Source organism: Winogradskyella vidalii (assembly GCF_013403955.1).
Classification (GTDB): Bacteria; Bacteroidota; Bacteroidia; order Flavobacteriales; family Flavobacteriaceae; genus Winogradskyella; species Winogradskyella vidalii.
In genome coordinates this window covers 1-22765 of record NZ_JABFDG010000001.1, presented here as the reverse complement: position 1 = coordinate 22765, position 22765 = coordinate 1, and the positions used below count along the sequence as shown (strand labels likewise).

Here is a 22765-nt window from a genome sequence, read left to right as displayed (position 1 = left end):
TAATTAAAAAACTATGCGTAAAAAATGTCCAGAATGTGGTGATATAATCATTGGAAGAATTGATAAAAAATACTGTAGTGATGGTTGCCGAAATGCGCAGAATAACCGCTTAAATAAAGACTCTAAGAATCTCATTAGAAACACCAATAATCGTTTAAGAAAAAATTATAGAATATTAGAAGCCTTAAATCCTAATAAGAAGATGAAATGTTCTAGAGCTAAACTTGTGGAAAAAGGCTTCGATTTTAATTATTTTACAAACATCTATACCACCAAAGCTGGCACTATTTATTATTTTGTTTACGACCAAGGCTATCTCCCTTTAGAGGGCGATTATTATGCTTTAGTAAAACGTGATGATTAAGCAGATTGAAGTCGCGACACATGAGCGCATTTACAAACAAGTCGCAACTTGTTCGCATCAGCTATGAGCCTCCTTTTGTAGCGCTATTCCAATTCTCACCTTTTAACTGAAGTGCCGCTTTAAGAATATCTTTTTGACTGATAAGTCCTATAAGCTTCCCATTTTCTACTATAGGAAAACGACGCCTTTTAGACTGTAAAAATTTATTTGCGGCATCAAATATATCTAAGTTACCATCAATGATTTCTACATTCCTAGCCATTCGTTTTTCAACATTATCATGCTCTAAAGGCATATTGTAATACCTGCTTTCGCTCAACTGCTTAAGACAATCACCTTCAGAAATAATACCTACCAATTCGTTGTTACTATTAACAACAGGACCACCAGAAATTTTATGGCGTATTAAACACTCTACAACTTCTTGTACAGATTGATCAGGAGTAAACGTAACAAGTTTGGTAGACATATAATCTTTAACCTTTAGTGCAACGGCTTCTGTAATTGTGTTTTGCTGCTTTCTAGCGCCTTGAAAACTTTTTATTCCCATAACAGATGTATTTAGAGTTCCTCTTAATAATACTGAAAATTAATGAGTTAACCAAATTCAAACCCAATAACGTTAAAGTTTGTATTTTTGAACCCAACAATAATCTAGAGATTTTGAACACACAGATTAGCATTATCGGTTGCGGTTGGTTAGGCTTACCTTTGGCTAAATTATTAGTCGAAAATGGGTTTATAATAAAAGGCTCTACAACCTCTAAAGCGAAGTTAGCCTCCTTAAAACAGTATCACATTCAGCCGTATGTAATTACTTTAAATCCTTCGGGAATTACAGGGCCATATGTTCAATTTTTAGCAGGAAGTGATACAGTAATCATAAACATTCCACCGGGCTTAAGAAAAAACCCTAGCAAAAATCACGTTGCAGAAGTAGAACATTTAATACAGGCCATAGAAGAAACACAATCTATAAAAAATGTACTTTATATCAGTTCTACATCTGTTTTTAAGGACACTGTAGATTTTCCTATAATAACTGCCGAAACGCCACCTAACGCAACCTCAGATTCAGCCAAACAACTTATTAAAATTGAACAAATGCTTCAAGCAAGTTCTAGTTTTAATACCACCATATTACGCTTTGGTGGTTTAATAGGTGAAACACGTCATCCTGCAAAATTTTTAGCCGGACGCACTAATATTTCAAATCCTAAAGCACCAATAAATCTTATTCACAAAACAGATTGTCTCGCTATTATTCTAAGCACACTTAAAAATTCGCTCTGGAATCAAACTCTAAATGCCGCATATCCTAGTCACCCCAACAAAAAAGAGTATTACACCAACTACTGTAAACAGAATGATTTAGCAGTGCCTCACTATAGTTTTTCCGAAGAAAGTGAAGGAAAAATAATTGATAGTAGCAGCTTGGTACAACTTTTGGATTACAATTTCAAGGAAACCCCTTAGAATTATCAGTTTTTTAAGACCTTTTCGTATTAATTTTTATAGTTTTAGCGCATTCTTTTTTAAGCGCTATTTAAAGGAAAAAAATGAATAATGTTTTAATTATCTGACACCTAAAACTTGTAATTTTAAACTTAAATATACCTAAAGAATCAAAATTAATACTGCATACAATAATTATAAATAAACCATAAATTTAATAAGAAATGAAGACGATTACTACTGCCATATTAGTGCTTTTTTCAGTAAGCCTATTTGCACAGACTAATACCGAGTTAAAAAAACATTACGAAGCCTATTACCAACAGATGAAAACTCAAGGTGATGTGCAGGGTATTATTAATGCTATGACACATCTAGATGTATTAGAGCCTTCAGTAGCACGAAAAGATACTATAGCATACATTTACCTTTCTGAAGGACAATATATGCAAGCCATAAACACTATTGGGGTAGAAAAAAACGCTACGGATTCTGATATGAATGTTGAAGTAAAAGCCTTAGCATTAAAAAATCTCAACCAACCAAAAATGGCCTTAGAACATTTTGAAGTGCTTTACCAACGTAATCCTAATGTGTATTTAGCTTACGAAATGGCTGATATGAAAATTCAGACGAATGATTTGGTCGGTGCAAAGTTAAACATCGATTATGCTCTAGCTAACGTTACAGACGATATGAAGCGTGCTTTTTACGAAAGACAACAGCCGTACGAGACCTCTATGAAAGCGGCTTTATTTTATTTAAAAGGCCTTTTAACCTTTACACAAAACAAAACCCAAAATATTGATGCAGCTTTAAAATTAATGAACGATGCTTTAGCTATTGATTCTAATTTTAATTTAGCAAAAGTAAGTCGTGAAGCTTTAGAAGCTCAAAAAGCACAACAAATGCAACAAGCTCAAAAAGCGGCAGCTGAAAATAAAAATTAATTCGTTTAGGTTATATTAAGTGCTTAATAAAAAGTACTAAAAACGACCTAGAACTAAAAATGCAGCTCGATGAGCTGCATTTTTAGTTTATAATTTTATTCGGGTTGAATTTGATTGTAAAAATCACCCTCCAACTTTTTATTAATTAAATAATTAAGATTCGAAAACGCTTCAAACAGCGCTTTAATTCCTGAGATTTTATCGTCGCGCTCTATATTATCTAAACGTAATCTTTCATTCAAATTTAAAAGTGCGGTTTCAACAATTGCGTTTCGAGACACTATAGGATTGGTACGTAGCTCACTTGGCATTTGCTTATGATAAGCTAAAATAAACTCTTTTAGCAATTCTTTGTCGCCATTAAAAAATGAAAAGTCAGCTTTCTTTAAATATCCAATTTGCGTCGCTAATTCTTGATATTTTTCCCAAGTAACCACTAATTGTTCACTCTCAGGGCTAAGTGCATAATCTTCATAAGCAATAGCTTCAATAGTACTAGCCGTAATACGATCATCTTGCGCTGTGCTCTCGGTAGTTTCAGTGACAGTAGCATTTGCATTATCATCACCGCAACTCATCATCACACAACTTAGACCTAAAATAACGAATGTAATTCTCATAACTATTTTTATTTGGATGGTAAAGATACTAAACTAAACACTTTGCTTGTTTAGTATCTTCTTTTCTGAATAATTTAATATTCCACCGAATTAATTCTTCCTACTTTTGCGAAAACTTGAAAAAAATTAAATGTCTTCAAAAATTTTAATTATTGGTGCCTGTGGGCAAATAGGGACAGAACTCACCACTAAACTAAGAGAGATCCATGGTGTAGATAACGTTATTGCTAGTGATATTAACACGCGTAATCTCAATTTAGTTAATGCAGGACCTTTTGTCATTTTAGATGCCAAAAACTTTAACGCTATTAAAGATTGTTGTATCAATCACCAAATAGATACTGTTTATCTTATGGCTGCGCTTTTAAGTGGTACAGGCGAAAAATACCCAATGGAAGCATGGGATTTAAATATGAATTCGCTGTTTCATGTGCTTAACTTAGCCAAAGCCAAACAAATCAAAAAGATATTCTGGCCAAGTAGTATTGCTGTTTTTGGCCCAACAACACCTAATAAAAACACACCTCAGCACACCATTTGCGAACCGACAACAGTTTACGGTATTACCAAACAAGTGGGCGAACGTTGGTGCGAATATTACCATGACAAATATGGTGTTGATGTACGAAGTATTCGCTATCCTGGTATTATTAGCCACAAGGCGATGCCTGGTGGTGGTACCACAGATTATGCGGTAGAAATATATCACGAAGCTATAAAAGAAGGTAAATATGAAGGATTCTTAGCTAAAGACACCAATTTACCAATGATGTTTATGGATGATGCTATTAAGGCCACCACGCAGATTATGGCAGCGCCTTCAGAAAATTTGACTATAAGGTCATCGTATAATTTGGCTGCTATTAGCTTCACACCAAAAGAGATTTCAGATAGTATTAAGGCTGAAATGCCTGATTTCGTTATGACATATAAACCTGACTTTAGACAAGCCATTGCCGATAGTTGGCCAAGCTCTATTGACGATAGCGTTGCTCGTAAAGATTGGAACTGGTCGCACGACTATGACCTTAAAAAAATGACCGCAGAAATGTTGATGCAATTGAAGAAAAAGTATCAACAATAGTAGCAACATCATATCTATAAAAAAAAGCAAGAGATAAATTTCTCTTGCTTTTTTGCTATTAATGGTTTAATAATTTTGGACTCTTAATCAGCAGTATGCTTTAGCATACTCTTATAAACAATTCCTTTAGAAGATTCTAACGCAGTTCCAAGCAAATAAGCTGATAATGTTGAAATATCTTCCATCTGTATTTCCGGAAAAACGATTCCCTTTTTAAAATCAGGACCACAGGCTACAAAACCTGTTTGGATATTCTTAGTGTCAGGATATTGCCCATGCTTACCTCCATGTGCAGTTTTAATTAAATCCCCTTCCCTAGCGTTATTAAAACTAAAACCATCGTTTGCAGTTAAGGCCAATACAGCATCTGGGTTAGCACCTCTAGAAGTCATCTCATCTCTTGAAATAATTCTAAACGATTTTTTAACACTAAACGGTAGACTTTCTAGTTTTTTTATGATTTTGTCTGTTGTTTTTTTATCGTTTTTATCCTTCATATGTAAGAATGCCGAACCTCCTGTACTTAAAAAGAATGTGTCTTTATCTAACAGACCTAATTCTTTTAGCCATAAATTGGGAGCAATACTAGAATGAACGGTATAAAAACCATGATCTCCTGTGATGATAATATTAGTTTGCTCTAAAATATCTGCTTTTTTTAAGGCATCAATTATAGTGCTAACAGCTTGGTCTGCGCCTGCGATAGCCTTTTGTACTTCAATACCTTCACGTCCATTTTTATGTTGTGCACCATCGGTATTTGGTAAATGTATCGTTAATAAGTTTGGCGTATAAGTTCTAATAATATAGCCGGCAATTCTACCTAGATTTTGATCCATGCTTAAAGAGCTTAAGTTATAATCATTCACATCTAAGTTACCTGTTGCGTTTGCTATAGCCTCTTCAAACAACCCTTTGGGTGTTGCATATTTTTGAGTCGCTCCACGGCGATCCATTGGGTTATCAAACGACCATATTTCTGGTATATTATAATCTATAAATGGCGCATTTACAGTAATAGGCCAAGAAACAGAAGCCGTTTTTAATCCCGCATTTTTTGCAACCTCCCATAAAGTTTCTGCTTTTACAGAACTAAAATCATAGTACCAGCTTCCTGGAGTGCCTTCTTCCGAAACTTTAGTATTGTAATAAATACCATGTTCGTCTGGACCAACACCAGTGATTAATGTTGTATGCGATGGATAGGTAACGGTAGGAAAAATACCATTGACACCTTCTGAAGCAATACCATTATTCGCTAAATCTTTAATATTGGGAGTCGGCCATTGGTCTTGTAAATAGAAATCTGGTCTAAAACCATCAATACTAATAATAACTAAGTGTTTCGCTTCTTGTGCAGCAATTAGGTTTAGGCCAAAACACGTTAGCAGCACAAAATAAATATACTTATATAGCTGTTTCATCTTTTTTTCGATTAATTAAAAGGCAATACATGAGTAGACGTTTTATTTTCTACTAACACGCGATTCATATCATAAAGAATCGTCACATTTCCTGTTCCTTCCTCTACAGTAAAATTATCTAAACCTAAATTTAATGGGATAAAACTAGGTATAGTAGGCTGTGTAAATTGGTCCGTAATATTAGGATTGTTTAGCTGCTCTGTTTGAGAAACAGGAAACTTAATACCTAAATCGTTAGAACGTCTCCCCTCACTAATAAAAATTTCTTGACGCATTAAGTAAATAAGATATAATAAATCATCTGCATTTTCTGCCGCTTCAATATCTAGATTCGTTACACTTGTACCAGAAACTGCATAAACAGGAATTAAGGCGGCTTGTCTGTCTAAGACATAACCTGATTTAAATTCTTGTCCGCTTTCAAAACTTACATCAACAGCTGTGGTTGGATAATCTTCTCTGTTGGTCCCATTTCGTAATTCCTCACTATCATCTAAATACATTATTGGCCTAGCAATTAGCACATGGTCTATTAGGTTGTTTAGTGTAGATTTTGCCATTTCTAAATTATTTTCTGCGGTATAAACTTCAGCTAAAATTAAATAGGCTTCTTCTACTTTTGCAAGAGGCAATGGTTTTTGATCTTCTGCAGCCGTTCCTAAATCAAAGAATTTAGGGTCTAAAAAATCTAACCTCGGAAGTGGAGCAAATCTGTTTTCGCTAGCCGTAAAGGTGGCATTCTGAATTTCATTAGCAACACCGTTGGTGCCATCAAATTCTACAACAAACAATAAACTATTATTACTAATAATTGGTAATGCTAAAGATTTCGCATTAGCTATATCTCCCAAATTACGGTAAACTCTAGATTTCAATAACTGGTAAGCCAAAATGGTTTCAGCATCTACTTCATTTTCAATAGCAAGATCCAAAAAACCTAAACTAGATTCTAGTAACTCGTTGGCAGTATATGCTTCACTGTTACTATCCATAGGTAAACCTGTAAAATTTTCTCCAGATAAAATTAAGGCATAAGCTTTTGCAAAATAAGCATAAGACCATTGTTGCGCTGTAGCATCTGGGTCGCTAGGAAGCACGGTTTCAATGGCATATTCTGCCATTTCTCGTAACGCACCAATTTCTACCTGCATGCTATTACCATCTATATCGGTAAAGTCAATTTGCGGGATATCGAACACTTTATTATAAAGGGTGTAATTGTTAAAATAATTATCAGAAACCATTTCAGAATTAATTACGATAGCGTTCATGGTTAACGCAAGTTGCCTTTTAATACCCGTAATCCAACTCGTTGCTGAATTGTTATTTTCTAGGAAATCGTCCTCCGTAACATTAGGGTTATCAACACAAGCGGTCAGAGTCAGAAACAAAACTGTTATGTAAATATAAATTGTTTTCATGTTTTTAATTTTTAGAAGTTTATTTTTAATGAGGTTAAAAATTCTCTAGGCGCAGAGTACGTAGCGTATGATATTCCTCCTGTTGAGGCACCACCTTGACCCGTTGCGGAACCACTAATTGTTGCTTCAGGATCAAACGTTGATGCCGTAAAATTAAGTGGGTTATTAACACTAAAACCTATTAGTATAGATTTAATCGTATTGGTTTTTTTAGGTATGAAATTATAATTTACGCCCATTGTTCTAATTTTAATAAAATCAGTCTTCTCTGTGAATAAATTGGTGAAGTTTAACCAATTTGATGTCCCATTGGCTTCCACTTCAGCAGCTGGTACAATATCATCTGAAGCGCCATAGAGAAATCTAAATTGTTGGTCAAAACTGTTCGCATAAGCTCCTTTTTGGTAATTCCCATTTGCAAAGAAACTGAAACTCTTATAAGCGAAGTTCATGCCTAGATTACCAAATAAATCAGGGATTGTTGTCCCTAAATAAGATTGTGCTGTAGTAGACTCTAAAACGCCATTGTCGTCAAAGGTTCCATAGTTTCCTCTTATATAACCTATAGGATAACCTTCTTCTACCACGGTTTGAATAGTTCTAGCACTAAATCCATTAATATTAAATGGAGCAACACCTCCAGAGTTTACCACTAAGTTATCTAATGTGTTTACAGATACATTAAATGATAAGCTTACATTATCGGTTTGTATAGGAATAAAGCTGGCATTTATTTCCCACCCTTTATTTTCTATTTCTCCTATATTGTATAATTGACTACTTGCATAACCACTCGATGGTGTTGGTGGCACATAAAATAAGGCATCTTTTGTATTAGCATTATAGTAACCTACTGATAAGTTAACTCTATTATTAAAGAGTGTGGCATCTACACCGACTTCAAACGTTGATGTTTTTTCAGGTTTTAAATCCGGGTTTCCAGATTGGCCAAAGAATGCGGCTTGTTCTCCCAAAAAGCCATCAAAATCTATCGTTCTTTCGTTTACAAAAGCTGGCGGTAAATTACCTGCCACACCATAATTCCCTCTTAATCTTAAAGAATTTATAGCTGTTGAATTTTCTAACCAAGGCTCTGAGCTTAATAAATATGAAACACCTGCTTTAGGATAGTACTGGGTTCCAATATTATCTCCAAAAGACGGGTTACGGTCTCCTCGTATACCTAAGTCTAAGAACAGCTTATCTTTAAACCCAATATTTTCTTGAAAATAAAACCCGTAGTTGAGTACTTCTGCCAAATATTCTTCACTAGTTTTTATAGCAGCATCACTGATGGTTTGAGCTCCATCTCTAATATTAGTCCCTACATATTGAATTTGATGATCTGAGTTTCTAAATAACTGACCTCCTATGGTCGAGATAAACGAAAACTGACCTGTTTCAAATTTATGCTGTGCACTTAATTCTAAAGTAATACCAAAATATTTACGCTCTATATTCGCAATATTTCCTTCGTCTGTAACGCTAGTTTGAGTGGTATGCGATAAGTATTCGTTGGTTTGGATGGTTTGGTCGTTCTGAACTCTATAATCAATACCACCAACAAATTTAGTTTCAAAGTTGTTTACAGGCTTATAAGAGAAACTTTGAGACGTTGTAAATCTATTAATAGAGATTTCGTTGTCTTGTAATTCTTCTGCCTTTTTTACAAAATCATTAATATCACTAAACTCCGCAGCGCTCATTTCGTCTAATCTATTATTAAAGCCTTTTAAAACCGACGCTCCACTTTCTGCAAACCACAAGCCCGTATAACCGCCTTGGTTACCATTTCGGTTTCTGTTGTAGTGATTATTGACATAAATAAAAGAACTATTATAAGTGACTTTTTCTCCTAATTTCGCCTTAAAACCAGTACTGAAATCCACTTTTTTATTGGCGTTATTATCAGCTATCTGAGCCCCAGAATTACTCAAGAAATTTCCAGAAAAACTATAACCAAAACCTTCAGAGTTACCACCACTTATACTTAAGTTATATTTTTGGTAAGTCCCTGTTGTAAATAATAAATCTTTAGAACGTTCAAAATACAGAAAATCTGTCGTTGGTGCTACAATGCCCATTTGAGTTGAAGCCGTAATTTGCGTCCCTCTTGAACTGCCTTTTTTTGTGAAAATTTGAATAACTCCATTTGCGGCGTCAGAACCATATAGCGTTGTTGCAGCACCACCATTAATATATTCTATACGCTCTATATTATCCATAGGTATATCGGCTATAGAACTCATAGCGGCACCTTGAGAGCTACCACCACCCAAAGCGCTAGTTGTATTTAGATTATCCATACGCACACCATCGATATAAAACACTGGTGTTGAACTAAGAAAAGCAGAGTTAACTCCTCTAGACCGAATTAAGGTCGTTGCTCCCGATTGCCCTCCTGTAAAATTAATTTGAGTATTAGGTAATTTGGTTGCAATTAATTGATCTATACGCTGAGAAGGTAAGCCCGCTAAATCTTCGGACTTAAGAACTTCAACGTTGTTAGACAGTCGCTTTCGTTGTACACTTGCGCCTTGCCCAGTAATTACAACCTCATTAAGTGCTGCAAAATAAGGCGTTAAACTAACCGTGATTTCTAATTCACCATTTAAAGTGTAATCAACTTCTTCATAGCCGATATAAGTAACTTTTAATGTCTTAGTATCGGCAGGAACAGTAATTGTAAACTGACCATCATAATCCGTTACAGCACCAATATTATGTTCTGTAGCATAAATATTAGCACCAAGTACAGGCGTATTGGTTTCATCATATACCACACCTTTTATCGTGATATTTTCTTGATTAATTTTAGAAGCACTTTGAGCTATGGGCTTAACGAGTATACCATTATCAGTGACTTTAAAATCAATTGGTGATTTTTGCTTTAAGGTCTTTAAAACAGTCTCTAAAGGTTGATTATTAACATTTAAATCAATTTTTGTGTTCTGATAAAGCGCATTAGAAATATAAATAAATTTTAAATCCGTTTGTTTTTCAATGAGATTGAATACTTGAATTAAAGATGCTTTTTTAAGCTGTAAATTAATGGTCTTATTATTAACATAATGACCATTAATATTGTGATTTACAGAAGGTGTACTTCCGTAAACATGGCATAAACTTGTCAAGATTATGACAGTACTTAATATGAATTTTTGATATTTCATAAAGTTGTTTTTTTAATAATTAGTTGTTAGTGTTGTGATTTTTTGGGATTAAAAGCAGGGATTAATGCGTCGTTTTATTTTTAATAGGTACTACTTAAACTTGTTTATGTTTGCACTAATATGCCTGAGGGCTAACCCTATGTGATTCTCTACCGTTTTAGGGCTTATTTCTAATAATTCTGAAATTTCTTTGTATTTAAATCCGTCTATTCGGCTCATTTCAAAAATTTGACGTGTGCGTTTTGGTATAGTTTCTAAAACATTTTTTATGACATTTTTATTAATTTCTTTTTGTTCGTTAGCTATAATTTCATCTTCGATACTTGGATAAAGACTACTGCTATTTAAGTGGTCTTCATTTTGTAGTGGTCTAATTTGGTAATTGTTTTTAACGCTTAAGAGGTCGTTTTTTAATATGGCATAGATATAGGATTTTGGATTTTTAATTTTTTTTAGCTGATCCTTATTGGACCATAATTTAATGAAGACATCGTCTACTTTTTCTTCTATGATATGACTGTTAGACTCAAATAAAACACCGAATCTGCACAGTTTGTGATAGTACTTTTTAAAAAGTAAATCAAGCGCTTTGGTATCACCTTCTTTAATTTTTTCAAATAGAAAAAGGTCCTCGTTTGTAACTACCGAATGACGAATGCTTTTAATCTTCATGACTTCGAGTTATTAGATATTCGTTTAGACTTAGCTGCTTTATTTTAACATCAGCTATGAATTCTATGGCGTTAATAAATTCATCAATGTCTTGCTCTTTAAAAGCCCCTGTAATCTTTTTTTGATTAATTGCTTCATCAGAAATATTGAAGCGTACACCGTAAAAATTATTTATTTTATATAAGGCGTCTTTGAATATTAAATTATCGAGAATTAACATATTATCCTTCCATGCTAAAGCCTTGGTGACATTAAAGTTTCTTTTAGTAACATCCGAAGTTTTAATGTTATATATAAGCTCTTCTTTGGGTAATAAATTAAGGCTGTTTTTAGATTTTTTTATTAGGACGTTTACTTTACCGCGTTCTAATGAAACCGATTTGTTGTCGGACGCTGTATTCACGTTAAATGCGGTACCCAAAACCGTAATATTTAAGTCTTCTGTATGGACTAAAAAGGGAATCTGTTTATTATGAGTAACATCAAAATAAGCCTCTCCTTTAACATAGACCTCACGTTTGTTTTTAAAGTCTGAATTATATTTGATTTCGCTTGAAGCATTCAAAATAACGAGACTACTATCAGGAAGATAAACCGATTGCCTCTGGCCTTTGCTTGTAGTAACCTGATTTATATAGCTTAACTCATTTAATGGTGAAAAATAACTATAGCTTATAACGATTAGAGCAATTGCAGCCATACTAATTGCAACGCGATTAATCACCTTTCGCTTTAGCTTTAAAGGTTTTTGTTCTGTCTTAGGTTTTAATTGTGTTTCTTTTTGCTCCTGATACGCTTTAAGACTCTCTGGATAGTTATCCCATATTAATTTATAGTTTTCATAAGTTGCTTTTAATTCATGATCTAAAGTCAGTTCTATTTCGAATATCGCTTTAGCAGCTGTAGATAATTCTTGCGTTAAATAACGAACGCATTTTCTCTCATTTTTGGTAATATTAATCATGGAGTACTCCCTTTTACTACTAGGAGTAGAAAATTAGAAAATACCCTCAGTAATTAATATCAAGAGATCGACAAGTAATCATTAAGTCAATGTTAATTGTATACTAAACATTATTAAATCATGTGGTATTGCTATGTATAGGACATATAGTTATTGCAACATTTAGCCATAAAAAAAGCAATCACTATTTTGGTGTTTACACACTAAATAATGATTGCTAGACAAACACTCCCTTAATTAATCCCCCTAAAAAGTATCCATCAATTTATTCTATTAAAACGTTTTGTACGAATCTCAATAATTATAAAATCTAATATCCATAGCCTTTATTCATCCCCTACAAAATCTCAGCGATTTGCTAATTAATAAATGGGTTAACAAAAAAGCGGCTTAAATTACCTCAATCCTTAAATTTGGTAGCCGTAATACTATTTTTTTTGGCGGGATCAAAAGTCAATAACATTCGTAAAGTTTCCTAAAATTATAGAGGTAGTAAAAGGGTAGTTTAGACAAAAACCAGTCACTACCCACTAGGTAGTACAAACCTAAAACGCTGTTTAGATGACACTTATTTATAAGCTTCTATATTTTATAAAGAGAATGATTTTTAGTTGTAAAAATTGTTGACTCAAAATTTTAATATTCAAATGACTTAATTGACCTAATAAGGACGCAAGTATCTTATCTATTTTGTAGGTTTAAGATGACGAGATTTTATTTTTAGGTTATATCTTTGTAGCTCATCCCCCAATAATAAACCCAATTGATACGTTATATTATATTAATATTTTCGTTTATTTTATTCCCTATACATAGCGGAAACTGTCAAAATCAATTTCAGAAAAATCAATCTCATTCCGTTAAAGAAGAATTATCGATAGAAGACCAAAGAATTCTTAAATGTGAGCATATTATCTATAGTCCATCGTCTTCAAACAAAGACATCTACGAAGCTTATTTAGAAAAATATAATATCTACAAAGGTCTATTTAACTATACCCAAGCCTTAGAAAATTTAGAACTAGCTCGAAATGTTGGTTTATTAACCAACGAAAAAGAAAAGGTCGAGGTTCAATATAAGGTAGAACGCTTGTTTATACATTTCGATTTACTTGAATTTGATAAGGTTATTGAAATGATGCCTACAATTTCTGAAGACGACCTAAACTTGCTAGATGCAGAATCACAAGGCTTCTACTACGCGGCTTTAGCTTACATGGATATTCGCCAAGAAAATTACAAAGCAGGTGACCAGTATTTAAACAAAGCATTAACACTCTTAGAAAAAAGCGCTCCAAAACACCTCCCTTTAGTATATAGAAAAAAAATAAGCCTATACAAAAAACAAGGTCTCCACGATAAGGTTCTAGAAAGCTTTGATAAAGGTTTGTATTACGCCGAAAAGTATAAAGTAGATATTTATATCATTGCGATGTACGATGACATTTCATTTTATTATTCCGAAATAGGTAATTATGAAAAAGCATTAGAAGCCACACGTAAAGTGGGAAAATTAGCAACTAAATTTAACGGCAACAATAAAAGCGGGAGGCTTCAATTATTAGAAAAAAAATTACTTGAACAACGTAGTAATCGCGAAATTGAAAATCAAAATAAAATTCGAAAAATTTATGGGTTACTTATCTCAACACTTGTTATTATTTTGTCCTTACTATTGTATTTTTTTAGAGTCGCAAAACGCAAACGAAAACTTGCTGAATTAGAAATTAACAACATTCGAAACGATTTAGAAAAAGTAACCCAAGAGTTAAATGAATCTGGACAAAACAAAATAAATCTCAGCAACTACGACTTAACCGATCGGCAAAACGAGATTATAGCCTTGGTAAAACAAGGCAAAACCAACAAAGAAATTGGCGCCGTTCTATTTATTTCAGAAAACACCGTAAAGTATCACCTTAAAATTATTTATGAGACCTTAAAAATAGGAAAGCGTACCGATCTTTAAGTTTCCAACATGCTTAACGCTTAATCGTTTTTGCATACGCCAAACTTATAAAAATAGTTGTTTTAGATTAGATTTAAACCACCACAAATTAGGGGTTCACCCGTAGTAACCCCGTGTCAACCCCATGTCAACCCCGTAGTAAGCTCGTAGTAAGCTCGTGTCAATGTCGGGGCAATAACACTGTTGTTAAGACAAAATAATATCACTTATCTTTAAAAGACACATGTTTAAATTTCTTTTAAATAAAATCATGAAACTCGTCTTTGCCATTACATTTTTACGCTCTGCAATACTTATAGACGCACCATCGTATATTAAAGAAAGCTAAGGCGATTATAACAAAGCAGTATACACTTGGGACGGTAAACTTAACAAGACAAAGGAAAGTACAATACGGTCTTATACACGGTAACTTGGAGCTATTCCTATTGCGGTTTTGATGTATTTACAATAACCCCATTTTATGCCCCAATATTAAAATGATGAGTGTTAATTTTCATTTATTAAAAAACAAAAAAAACCAGAGTAAAATCTCTGGTTTTTCAGCTATTAATCTAGGGTGACACTCGTTTTTAATCTTTAACTATAAATTCTGAGCGTCTGTTTTTTTGGTGTTCACCTTTAGAACAAGGTACACCATTACTACAGTTATTAACATGTTGGGTTTCTCCCATACCTTGAGCAGACAATCTTGAAGCATCAATACCTTTGGCAACCAAATAATTTAAAGTAGAAGTTGCTCTACGTTGAGAAAGCGCTTCATTGTAAGCATCATTCCCACGACTATCGGTGTGAGATCTTATGTCTATTTTTAAATCTGGATATAAATTGAGTACCGCAAAAACCTTTTCGAGTTCTACTTGGGCATCTTTACGGATATTAGATTTATCAAAGTCGAAATAAATAATCGGAATATTCAGCACCTTTGCCAAATCAGTTCCTGGTGCAAGGGGCTTCTCATTTTGTTGTAATTGAAAATTAATAGCTTGTAATTCTAAACCAGATTTAGACAGCCTTTCATCAGTGTCATATTCTGGTTTGCTCACCTTTACCAAATAAAAATCAAACTTATTAGTTTCTACAGTATAAAAACCTTTTTCATCCGTTAAGACTTCTTTGTAAATATTACCATCAACATCAGATAAAACGACTTGAGCACCTTCAAGAGGTTCTCCTGTTTGCATATCAGTAACAAAGCCTTGTATTTCTGCAAAATAGACGTCTACAATGGGAGATATTTCTTTAAAAGAATAGATATTATCGTAAATAAACTCACCTTCCTTATCACCAGAACGATTAGAACTAATAAATCCACGATGTGATTTTGAATCTATACCAAAAGCAAAATCATCTGCATACGAATTAACAGGGGCTCCGATATTTAATAGATTACTATAGCCGTTTTCAAGAATTTCTATGTAAAACACATCCAATCCGCCCATTCCTAAATGACCGTCTGAAGAAAAATATAAGGCATTATCGGTTGTTATAAAAGGAAAGGTTTCTTTTCCACTAGTATTAATTGTTGGTCCCAAATTAGTAGGCACACTTAAATTACCGTAACTATCAATATCAGAAACATAAATATCGGATTCTCCATAACCTCCTGGTCGATCTGATGAAAAATAAAGCTTGGTATTATCTGAATTTAAAGTCGGGTGCGCACTAGAAAAATAATCGCTATTAATTGATAATTCTTCGGCTTTCTGCCATTTGTTATTTTTTCGTTCAGCTTTATAAATTTTTAAGCGCTGATTCTCATTTTTGTCATCATAGGTGATATTACTTCTCGTAAAGTACATGGTATTATGATCCGCTGAAAATACAGGCGACGACTCATGGAATTTGCTTTTTAGCTTGCCTGTAAGTTTTTTGGGTTTACTTGTCGTTTGGTTTAAAGAATCTACTTCAACGGTGTAAAGTGATAAAAAACTCAAGCCATCCCAAGCACTTCTACTATTTAAAAATGTTTTGCTGCTATTGGTAGAGGCATAATATAAGGTATCCCCTATTTTTAGATGACCAAAAGAAATTTGCTTTTCATCATAAATGTTTTCAAGGACTTCTAATTCATATCTCCCAGAATTTTGTTGAATGATTTCAAGATAATCTTGTGCTTTTATTTGTTGATTCCCTAAATCACTTTTCAACAAAAACACATCATAATATTCTGCTGCTTTAGCTGTGTTACCTGTTGCTTTTAAGGATTGCGAATACCGAAGATACACATTAAGATTTTCTGGTTCTGCTATGAAGTTAAATAAGCTTTCATACCATTTTACAGCGTCGTTATATTGTGCATTAAAATAATAACTGTTCGCTAATTTTGTAAATAGCTCTTCAGACTCATACCCTTTTTCTGCAACCGCTAAATATATTTTTTGTGCATTAACATAATCGAACTGCTCGTAATTTTCGCCAGCCTCCTCTACTTTTCTTTCTTGTGCATATACTGATGTCATTTGAGATAAACCCAATATTATAAAGAAAGTATATATGTGTAAACTATTTTTCATTTCTTGTTTTTTAAGAATTAAAAGAATCTTGGATTTACTTTTCCTCTAAATCTTGTACCTAATTCAAATCGTAAAAATATTTCGTGAGATCCATTGTTATAACTTCCTAATTCTGTAGTATCGTAATCGTATGCATAACCAACCATGATATTATCTGAAACTTGAAAGCCAGCCATAGCGCTTACAGCCGCATCAAGACGATAGGCCAAACCAAATGTTGCTTTGTCATATAACAAGGCATTGGCAGATAGATCTATAGCCAAAGGAGCTCCTTTTACAGCTTTTGCTAGTACTGCAGGTTTTAATTTTAAACTAGGGTTAATCGTAAACACATAACCACCTATAAAGTACATGTGCATTTTTTCCATGGCTGTAGACACCTGAACTTCGTCATAATATTCCGTTTCTAAAAAATTAGGTGAAGAAATACCTGCATACCATTTTTCATTATATAAATACAGCCCAGCACCGATGACTGGTGAACTTTGGTTTTGCAACCTTAGATTATAGTCATTAGGATCGTATATAGTTAATTTGTTGGGGTCTAAGTTCCAAAGCGACATTCCTCCTTTAACACCAAAAGCTAGCTTTATCTCTTCTGAAAATTGAATTGTATATGAAAAGTCTGCTGTAATAACACTTTCTTCAGAAGGGCCTAATTTATCACTTGTTAAACCAAGACCTAAACCAATACCCTTTACCCCTATTGGCGAATGTGCCGAAAAGTTAAGTGTTTCTGGTGCACCATCTAAACCTACCCATTGGTTTCTATAAACTCCAAGTACACTTAAAGATTCTCGAGATCCGGCATACGCAGGATTTACAGAAATTGTATTATACATATATTGCGTGTACTGCGAATCTTGCTGTGCCTGTGCAGATGGCAGCATAAAAAATAGGCTCATCAGCAGTATAAGTGCACATAAATTTGATTTTATAAAAGTCATTAGAGTTCGTTTCATATTAGTTAGCACTTAAGTATAAAAAGCCTGCTTTTTTATAGTGGTTACTATCTGTTTCAATACCATATTCATATTCAAGAATGTAGTAATAGGTACCAAAAGGCAATCTTTCAGAACTATTTAATGTTAATCGGCCTGAGGAGTAGCCGTCAAAAACGTTTCCATTTACACCATAATTATGGGTTTCAAATACCTTAACACCCCAACGATTAAATACCAAAACTTTTAAATTTCTTGCACATTCATTATTGGATTGATCAATGCGGAAGTAATCATTTTTTCCATCGGCATTTGGTGTTACAGAGTTGTAAACTACAATGTCGCATGGTAAAATAAGATCTGAGTTGACTCGTCCAAAAGTAAAAACACCATAACTATTTACAGCTGTGGTAACGGTTTGGTTATCGAGGTCAATAGTTCCGCCTTCATCGACCCACATATTTGTAGGTTCATCCCAACGCACAATGGTTAAGGCATCTTGTTGCGCAGCTTCTATCATAGCTAATGGTGTAGTAACATCGCGCCAAGACAGTATAATTAATCCGTTATCGGTATTATCACTACGTTTTTCAATCGTCCAATATTCTTGATCATCAATTTCTTCAATAACACCTGCTCTTAAGTCGTGTGAATATAAGTCGTCCGAATTCTCAAAATAAAATTTGCCTTCAAAGAGTGCAGATACATTTCCTGATGCTGAAATACCTGCAAAACGATAATAACCACCATCTCCAATAGGATAGGTAAATTCTTGATTACCCAATTTATTTACAGGACCATCCACATGACTGTAATCAGATGTATTAATATGTGTCGCATTGTTGTAAAAAGTAATTTCTCCACCAAAATTGTCGTTATCTACAATTCCTTCATAAAAATCGGATTCACCATTAATATGAATATGTCCTGATAATTGAAAAGGAGCTATAGTACTCGTGTTATTAAAATACACGTCATTGAAGTAGCTTGTTTCTAATCCACTAATTGTTTGGTTTGAAGCGCCTATAAATCGGGTAAGTCCTGTGTTTTGATAGAAATCTAAAGTCCCATCATTATTAAAATGGCTGTAAATAAAAACATCACCATCATTATAAAATGATCCTGTAGTAAAATTATCAAAACGCTCTACGGTTGAAAACTGGGTATCTTCACTAACATATAGCACACCTTCATTAACCGTTTGAGCTTTTAAAGCACTAAAAGCAAGAAGCACACATACATTAATATATATATATAAATTTTTCATCATTAGTTGCTTTTAACTCTTTGATAAATATTAGGATTCGTAATCAAAAGACTCCGTTTCTTAAGCGGTACAAATGTGTGATTGGGTCTTGTAGGATCGTAATTAGGATCACTAGGATCTAATGGATTTGGATCTATTGAGTATACCTGATCTAAGTCTTCATCCAATTCATTTGTCCCAGCAACTGAAGCTAAATTATACACGCCTTTATTGTTTATATCAGTCTGAGTAATGGTGTAGGAAACCGTATAGGTCCACGTTTCATAGATATTTAAAACACCATCATTATTAGTGTCTCCAGCCTGTGGCACTGTTAATGCACCGCCCAATAATGGGTCTTCTACAACAAGGTCATAAATATCAATATCTTCTTTATTTTTTACGGTAATTGTGTAAGTAATAGTCTCTCCAGGTTGAGCGATACTATCATTATTCTCGTCATTAAATTCGCCTTCTTTTTCTAAAGTATAAGACTCACATGGTACTATATTTAGTCCACTTCCAAAACCATCCATCAATGTAGGCCCTTGGACATTCTGTGTTACGATAACAGTATTGCTCGATGTTGTATTCCATGCAATTAGGTTAAACGAGTTAATAGGACTAACATCTTGCTTAAATTGTAAAGGGAATAGTTGGCCTCCAGAAGTTTTACTACCGTACATGCTCACCTCTCCAGTAACACTAATTTGAACTCTAATTAAAGGGTTTTCGGTAGTACCAATCATTTCCCATATACGTTGCGTGTCTGTTTCATAATTGTCACCATCTTCAAATTCTATATTTATTCCTGATGTACCACTAGATTGAAATTCTATTTCATAGTCGGCAAGTTTTACACCATTAATTTCCATACTAAAGGAATTATCTAATCTATAGATATCAAACTCAAAGCCACCATTAACACCAGGTTGGGTCATCGTTTGTGAAATTTGGCTTTCACTAGAACCGCTATAATTCCATTCAAAGGCTTCGCCTGTTACAGTCTCTGTACAGATTAGAGTTGGAGTTTCGTTTTCTACGAGCACGGTCACTACTGCAGCATCGCAATTTTCAGGCGAAATTTCATTTTCACATAGTGCATAAGTCAATGTATAAGTTCCAGGAGTTGCAACAGTACTAATTGAAACCAATCCTGTAAGGGGATCCAAAGTCAGTTGATCTGTATCGCCTGTTATATTTGTAATTGCCACTTCACCAGAATCCGCTCCTAATACAACAGTCTCATCATCTAAAGTATCATTGGATGTTACAGACGTTGTAATAGAGTCTCCAGGAGCAAAAGGTATTGCACTATAATCATCGTCTGTGGCAACGATTACTAAGCTAATACTTCCATCTGGATTCCAACACATTTCACCTTCTTCCACCTTTGGTGCTACACAATCACCAGAAGACTCACAATCATAAGACAAGGATGATAAAAAAGTAAGACTCTGATTATTAAACATTCCTGCTTGAGTAGATGCTCCACTTGTATTTGTTAAGTTTAAATTTGGACCAATTGTACCACTATTCATAGCTGCTTTACCTGACCAAGTCATATAACCTAATTTACCTGAAGTATCATCGGGCCCACTTATAGTACCATCGTTTTGAATATTATTAGAAATCTCAGTAAATCCTTCATTATAAAATTCACTTCCATTTCCAGCCAAAAGTAGTTGACCACTTTGGATATCTACATGTCCTGTGTTTTCAAAATATGCTGTATTATTTCCAAAGCTAATATTCCCTCCTGAAACAATAAATTGAGAAGAATTATAAACTTTACCCCCATTTAAATTAAAACCATTCCCTGAAGTCATAACCCCACAGTTAATAAAAACAGTAGTACTATTACAATTATAACTATTACCTAAAGTTAATATTCCATTATTTCTAAAAGAACATGTTCCTGATATATTAACATTAGCAGCAATTTCCATTTCACCATAGTTATCTACAGTATAATCTCCGCTTGAACCATTAAAATTTAAAACACCTGCAGAAACGACCCCATAATTCACTAGTGTATTAATACCATTCCCTTGAAACGTAAAATCATTTGTACCATTTGAACCTGCTTTTAGTTCTCCTGTTGAAGCGATAGTTACATTAATATTTGCTGAAATTTGAGGTGATTGATTAAACTGTAAAGTACCTTCTAAATCTATCGTTATATCCCCTGAAGAATTCACATTATTCTGAATTATTACCGTAACGCCTGGCTCTATATAAATTTCAGCATCATCTTGAATAGTAATATCACTCAATGTAGCATTCGTATCGAAGCAGGTTCTTGTATTGGAAACAAAGGTGTAATTTCCTGAAGTTGGTGGTGTAACACATTGCGCATTTACTTTAATACCATAGAATGTAAATGTAGAGATCAATAAAATTTTAACAACGCCAAAATTTTGATTTTTACTTTTTCTTTCTGTAAGTAGCTTACAGGCATTACAAATAAAGTGTAATAACTTATTCATATAATTATAGTCTTATCTTTTTAATAACCATTAGTCATCACTTATGTTTTAATACAAGTAAGACACACCCAGAATGACAAATGTTAATCTTTGACGATATTGATTTCTCAATCTGTTTTTCTGTGATTATTAGTATTCCTTATCTTATAAGGACAAACTTTTAAATCTTTTCTTTATGAAACAAAAATTCTTACATGTTAAAACTTACGCAAATTGCAAGTAAGAGAATTTGCTTTTTACTTTACAACAAATACAATAGTCATATAAGATGCTTCTGTTGCATTACCTATAATATCGTATGTTAAAACACCATTAGCATTAATAGATAAATTTGAAAATACCGTTGTGTCATAATATGTAATATGATATTCTAATTCATTTGCTGGCAATGTTGGAATAGCATTAACCGCACCCGCACTACTTACCAATGTTGGATTGGCTGTTCCTGTAAACTGTGCCTGATATTCAATATGTAAGTTTCTTGTAAAAGTTCCGTTTACTGAAGTATCAAAAATTACAGCTGGCATATAGAAAAACTTTGGCATTGCTGCTTTAATTTGCCTTAAAGTACCATCAGCCTCTACTGCTACTAAAGCATTATCAACAGTACCTGTCTGTAAACCTTCAATAGCTAAAGTTTGAGTAGCATCTGTTGTAATCGTTGTTGGTTTTATTAAAGCACCACCTAATTGAACAACATCTGCAGTAGTATCTACATTCAATCCATTATTAGCCTGAACATCAAAAGCATTTGTTGTTGCATTTTTCACCAAACCTGTGCCTGCAACAGCGTCATCTATTTTTAATCCCGTAACAGCATCATCAGCTAACTTATCTGTTGTAATTCCACCTTCTGCAACTATAATGTTAGTATCTACTATTGTCGCTCCTGTTCCATCTGTTACAGTAATAGAAATGTCTCCAGCTGTTAAGTCTTTAGGATCTACAACACCATCTTGTCCATCTTCCCCTATTAATGAATTTAAGAACTCTAGCTCAGTTCCTGTGTTTCCTGCTGCTAACCAAGTTTCATAAACAGAAGCACCATCTGTTCCGTCATCTCCATCAACACCATCTAAACCGGAAGCACCTACTAATGAATCTAGAAAGTCTTGCGCTGAGCCTGTGTTTCCAGCTGTAAGCCATTCGTCATATGCTGAATCTCCATTCTGACCTTCAGCTGCAACTCCTGTATCTGTTGTTCCAATAAACCAGTTGCCATTGGCTCCGATTTCTGGGGTTAAACCGTCTGTTCCGTCATCTCCATCAACACCATCTGAACCAGAAGCACCTATTAACGAATCTAAAAAGTCTTGCGCTGAGCCTGTGTTTCCAGCTGCAAGCCATTCGTCATATGCTGAATCTCCATTCTGTCCTTCAGCTGCAACTCCTGTATCTGATGTTCCAATAAACCAGTTGCCATTGGCTCCGATTTCTGGGGTTAAACCGTCTGTTCCGTCATCTCCATCAACACCAT

The 22765-nt window shown here is 34.0% G+C and carries 16 protein-coding genes and 1 pseudogene; 5 read left to right on the top strand and 12 right to left on the bottom strand.

The genetic code is table 11. From position 1 onward, the window contains the following. Positions 1–13: 13 nt before the first annotated feature. Complete coding sequence (locus HM982_RS00085; protein WP_179351092.1) at positions 14–364, top strand: hypothetical protein; 351 nt, start codon at positions 14–16, stop codon at positions 362–364. A 61-nt stretch (positions 365–425) separates the two neighbouring features. On the opposite strand, the gene HM982_RS00080 is transcribed toward HM982_RS00085, so the two are convergent. Next, positions 426–914 (bottom strand): CBS domain-containing protein, encoded by a 489-nt coding sequence (locus HM982_RS00080; protein WP_179351091.1) that lies wholly within the window; start codon positions 912–914, stop codon positions 426–428. 113 nt (positions 915–1027) lie between these two features. On the opposite strand from HM982_RS00080, the gene HM982_RS00075 reads away from it, so the two are divergent. Together HM982_RS00075 and HM982_RS00070 are read left to right on the top strand one after the other, a co-directional pair. Beyond that, entirely contained in the window at positions 1028–1840 is an 813-nt protein-coding gene (locus tag HM982_RS00075; protein WP_218849740.1) for a Rossmann-fold NAD(P)-binding domain-containing protein, read from the top strand. 203 nt (positions 1841–2043) lie between these two features. Beyond that, positions 2044–2769 carry a hypothetical protein gene (locus HM982_RS00070; protein WP_179351090.1) on the top strand — a complete coding sequence of 242 codons (726 nt, stop codon included), beginning with the start codon at positions 2044–2046 and terminating at the stop codon, positions 2767–2769. A 95-nt stretch (positions 2770–2864) separates the two neighbouring features. Here HM982_RS00070 and HM982_RS00065 read toward each other — a convergent pair whose 3' ends face one another. Beyond that, the gene (locus HM982_RS00065; RefSeq protein WP_179351089.1) at positions 2865–3389 is read right to left on the bottom strand and encodes a hypothetical protein; all 525 of its coding nucleotides are present in this window, start codon (positions 3387–3389) and stop codon (positions 2865–2867) included. A gap of 130 nt (positions 3390–3519) precedes the next feature. On the opposite strand from HM982_RS00065, the gene HM982_RS00060 reads away from it, so the two are divergent. Then, the gene (locus tag HM982_RS00060) at positions 3520–4473 is read left to right on the top strand and encodes an NAD-dependent epimerase/dehydratase family protein (protein ID WP_179351088.1); all 954 of its coding nucleotides are present in this window, start codon (positions 3520–3522) and stop codon (positions 4471–4473) included. An 83-nt stretch (positions 4474–4556) separates the two neighbouring features. Here the strand turns inward: HM982_RS00060 and HM982_RS00055 are convergent, their stop codons facing one another. The 5 genes from HM982_RS00055 to HM982_RS00035 form a co-directional block, all read right to left on the bottom strand. Beyond that, positions 4557–5897, bottom strand: coding sequence for an alkaline phosphatase family protein (locus HM982_RS00055; RefSeq protein WP_179351087.1), 1341 nt, complete (start codon positions 5895–5897; stop codon positions 4557–4559). Between the two features lie 11 nt (positions 5898–5908). Continuing rightward, complete coding sequence (locus HM982_RS00050) at positions 5909–7318, bottom strand: RagB/SusD family nutrient uptake outer membrane protein (protein WP_179351086.1); 1410 nt, start codon at positions 7316–7318, stop codon at positions 5909–5911. An 11-nt stretch (positions 7319–7329) separates the two neighbouring features. Continuing rightward, the gene (locus HM982_RS00045; protein ID WP_179351085.1) at positions 7330–10491 is read right to left on the bottom strand and encodes a SusC/RagA family TonB-linked outer membrane protein; all 3162 of its coding nucleotides are present in this window, start codon (positions 10489–10491) and stop codon (positions 7330–7332) included. A 90-nt stretch (positions 10492–10581) separates the two neighbouring features. Next, entirely contained in the window at positions 10582–11163 is a 582-nt protein-coding gene (locus tag HM982_RS00040) for an RNA polymerase sigma factor (RefSeq protein ID WP_179351084.1), read from the bottom strand. Beyond that, entirely contained in the window at positions 11153–12127 is a 975-nt protein-coding gene (locus tag HM982_RS00035; protein ID WP_179351083.1) for a FecR family protein, read from the bottom strand. The genes HM982_RS00040 and HM982_RS00035 overlap by 11 nt, the downstream gene beginning before the upstream one ends. Positions 12128–12890: 763 nt before the next feature. On the opposite strand from HM982_RS00035, the gene HM982_RS00030 reads away from it, so the two are divergent. Further along, positions 12891–14096 (top strand): helix-turn-helix domain-containing protein, encoded by a 1206-nt coding sequence (locus tag HM982_RS00030; protein ID WP_179351082.1) that lies wholly within the window; start codon positions 12891–12893, stop codon positions 14094–14096. Between the two features lie 572 nt (positions 14097–14668). Here HM982_RS00030 and HM982_RS00025 read toward each other — a convergent pair. From HM982_RS00025 to HM982_RS00005, 5 genes and pseudogenes are all read right to left on the bottom strand, one after another. Next, positions 14669–16612, bottom strand: coding sequence for an OmpA family protein (locus HM982_RS00025; protein ID WP_179351081.1), 1944 nt, complete (start codon positions 16610–16612; stop codon positions 14669–14671). Between the two features lie 17 nt (positions 16613–16629). Further along, positions 16630–17574 (bottom strand): PorP/SprF family type IX secretion system membrane protein, encoded by a 945-nt coding sequence (locus tag HM982_RS00020; RefSeq protein WP_179351080.1) that lies wholly within the window; start codon positions 17572–17574, stop codon positions 16630–16632. 1 nt (position 17575) lies between these two features. Further along, positions 17576–18823: a gliding motility-associated C-terminal domain-containing protein gene (locus HM982_RS00015; protein WP_246296545.1), complete on the bottom strand. Its 1248-nt coding sequence runs from the start codon at positions 18821–18823 to the stop codon at positions 17576–17578. Further along, the gene (locus HM982_RS00010; protein ID WP_179351079.1) at positions 18823–21288 is read right to left on the bottom strand and encodes a DUF7507 domain-containing protein; all 2466 of its coding nucleotides are present in this window, start codon (positions 21286–21288) and stop codon (positions 18823–18825) included. The genes HM982_RS00015 and HM982_RS00010 overlap by 1 nt, the downstream gene beginning before the upstream one ends. Before the next feature lie 236 nt (positions 21289–21524). Beyond that, positions 21525–22765 (bottom strand): annotated as a pseudogene (locus HM982_RS00005) (hypothetical protein); the annotation flags it as partial.

Bases quoted from the DNA above. Each gene is read 5' to 3' on its own strand.
- HM982_RS00015 (WP_246296545.1), bottom strand. From the start codon at position 18,823: ATGATGAAAAATTTATATATATATATTAATGTATGTGTGCTTCTTGCT.
- HM982_RS00070 (WP_179351090.1), top strand. From the start codon at position 2,044: ATGAAGACGATTACTACTGCCATATTAGTGCTTTTTTCAGTAAGCCTA.
- HM982_RS00020 (WP_179351080.1), bottom strand. From the start codon at position 17,574: ATGAAACGAACTCTAATGACTTTTATAAAATCAAATTTATGTGCACTT.
- HM982_RS00055 (WP_179351087.1), bottom strand. From the start codon at position 5,897: ATGAAACAGCTATATAAGTATATTTATTTTGTGCTGCTAACGTGTTTT.
- HM982_RS00040 (WP_179351084.1), bottom strand. From the start codon at position 11,163: ATGAAGATTAAAAGCATTCGTCATTCGGTAGTTACAAACGAGGACCTT.
- HM982_RS00085 (WP_179351092.1), top strand. From the start codon at position 14: ATGCGTAAAAAATGTCCAGAATGTGGTGATATAATCATTGGAAGAATT.
- HM982_RS00080 (WP_179351091.1), bottom strand. From the start codon at position 914: ATGGGAATAAAAAGTTTTCAAGGCGCTAGAAAGCAGCAAAACACAATT.
- HM982_RS00025 (WP_179351081.1), bottom strand. From the start codon at position 16,612: ATGAAAAATAGTTTACACATATATACTTTCTTTATAATATTGGGTTTA.
- HM982_RS00060 (WP_179351088.1), top strand. From the start codon at position 3,520: ATGTCTTCAAAAATTTTAATTATTGGTGCCTGTGGGCAAATAGGGACA.
- HM982_RS00050 (WP_179351086.1), bottom strand. From the start codon at position 7,318: ATGAAAACAATTTATATTTACATAACAGTTTTGTTTCTGACTCTGACC.
- HM982_RS00045 (WP_179351085.1), bottom strand. From the start codon at position 10,491: ATGAAATATCAAAAATTCATATTAAGTACTGTCATAATCTTGACAAGT.
- HM982_RS00065 (WP_179351089.1), bottom strand. From the start codon at position 3,389: ATGAGAATTACATTCGTTATTTTAGGTCTAAGTTGTGTGATGATGAGT.
- HM982_RS00035 (WP_179351083.1), bottom strand. From the start codon at position 12,127: ATGATTAATATTACCAAAAATGAGAGAAAATGCGTTCGTTATTTAACG.
- HM982_RS00010 (WP_179351079.1), bottom strand. From the start codon at position 21,288: ATGAATAAGTTATTACACTTTATTTGTAATGCCTGTAAGCTACTTACA.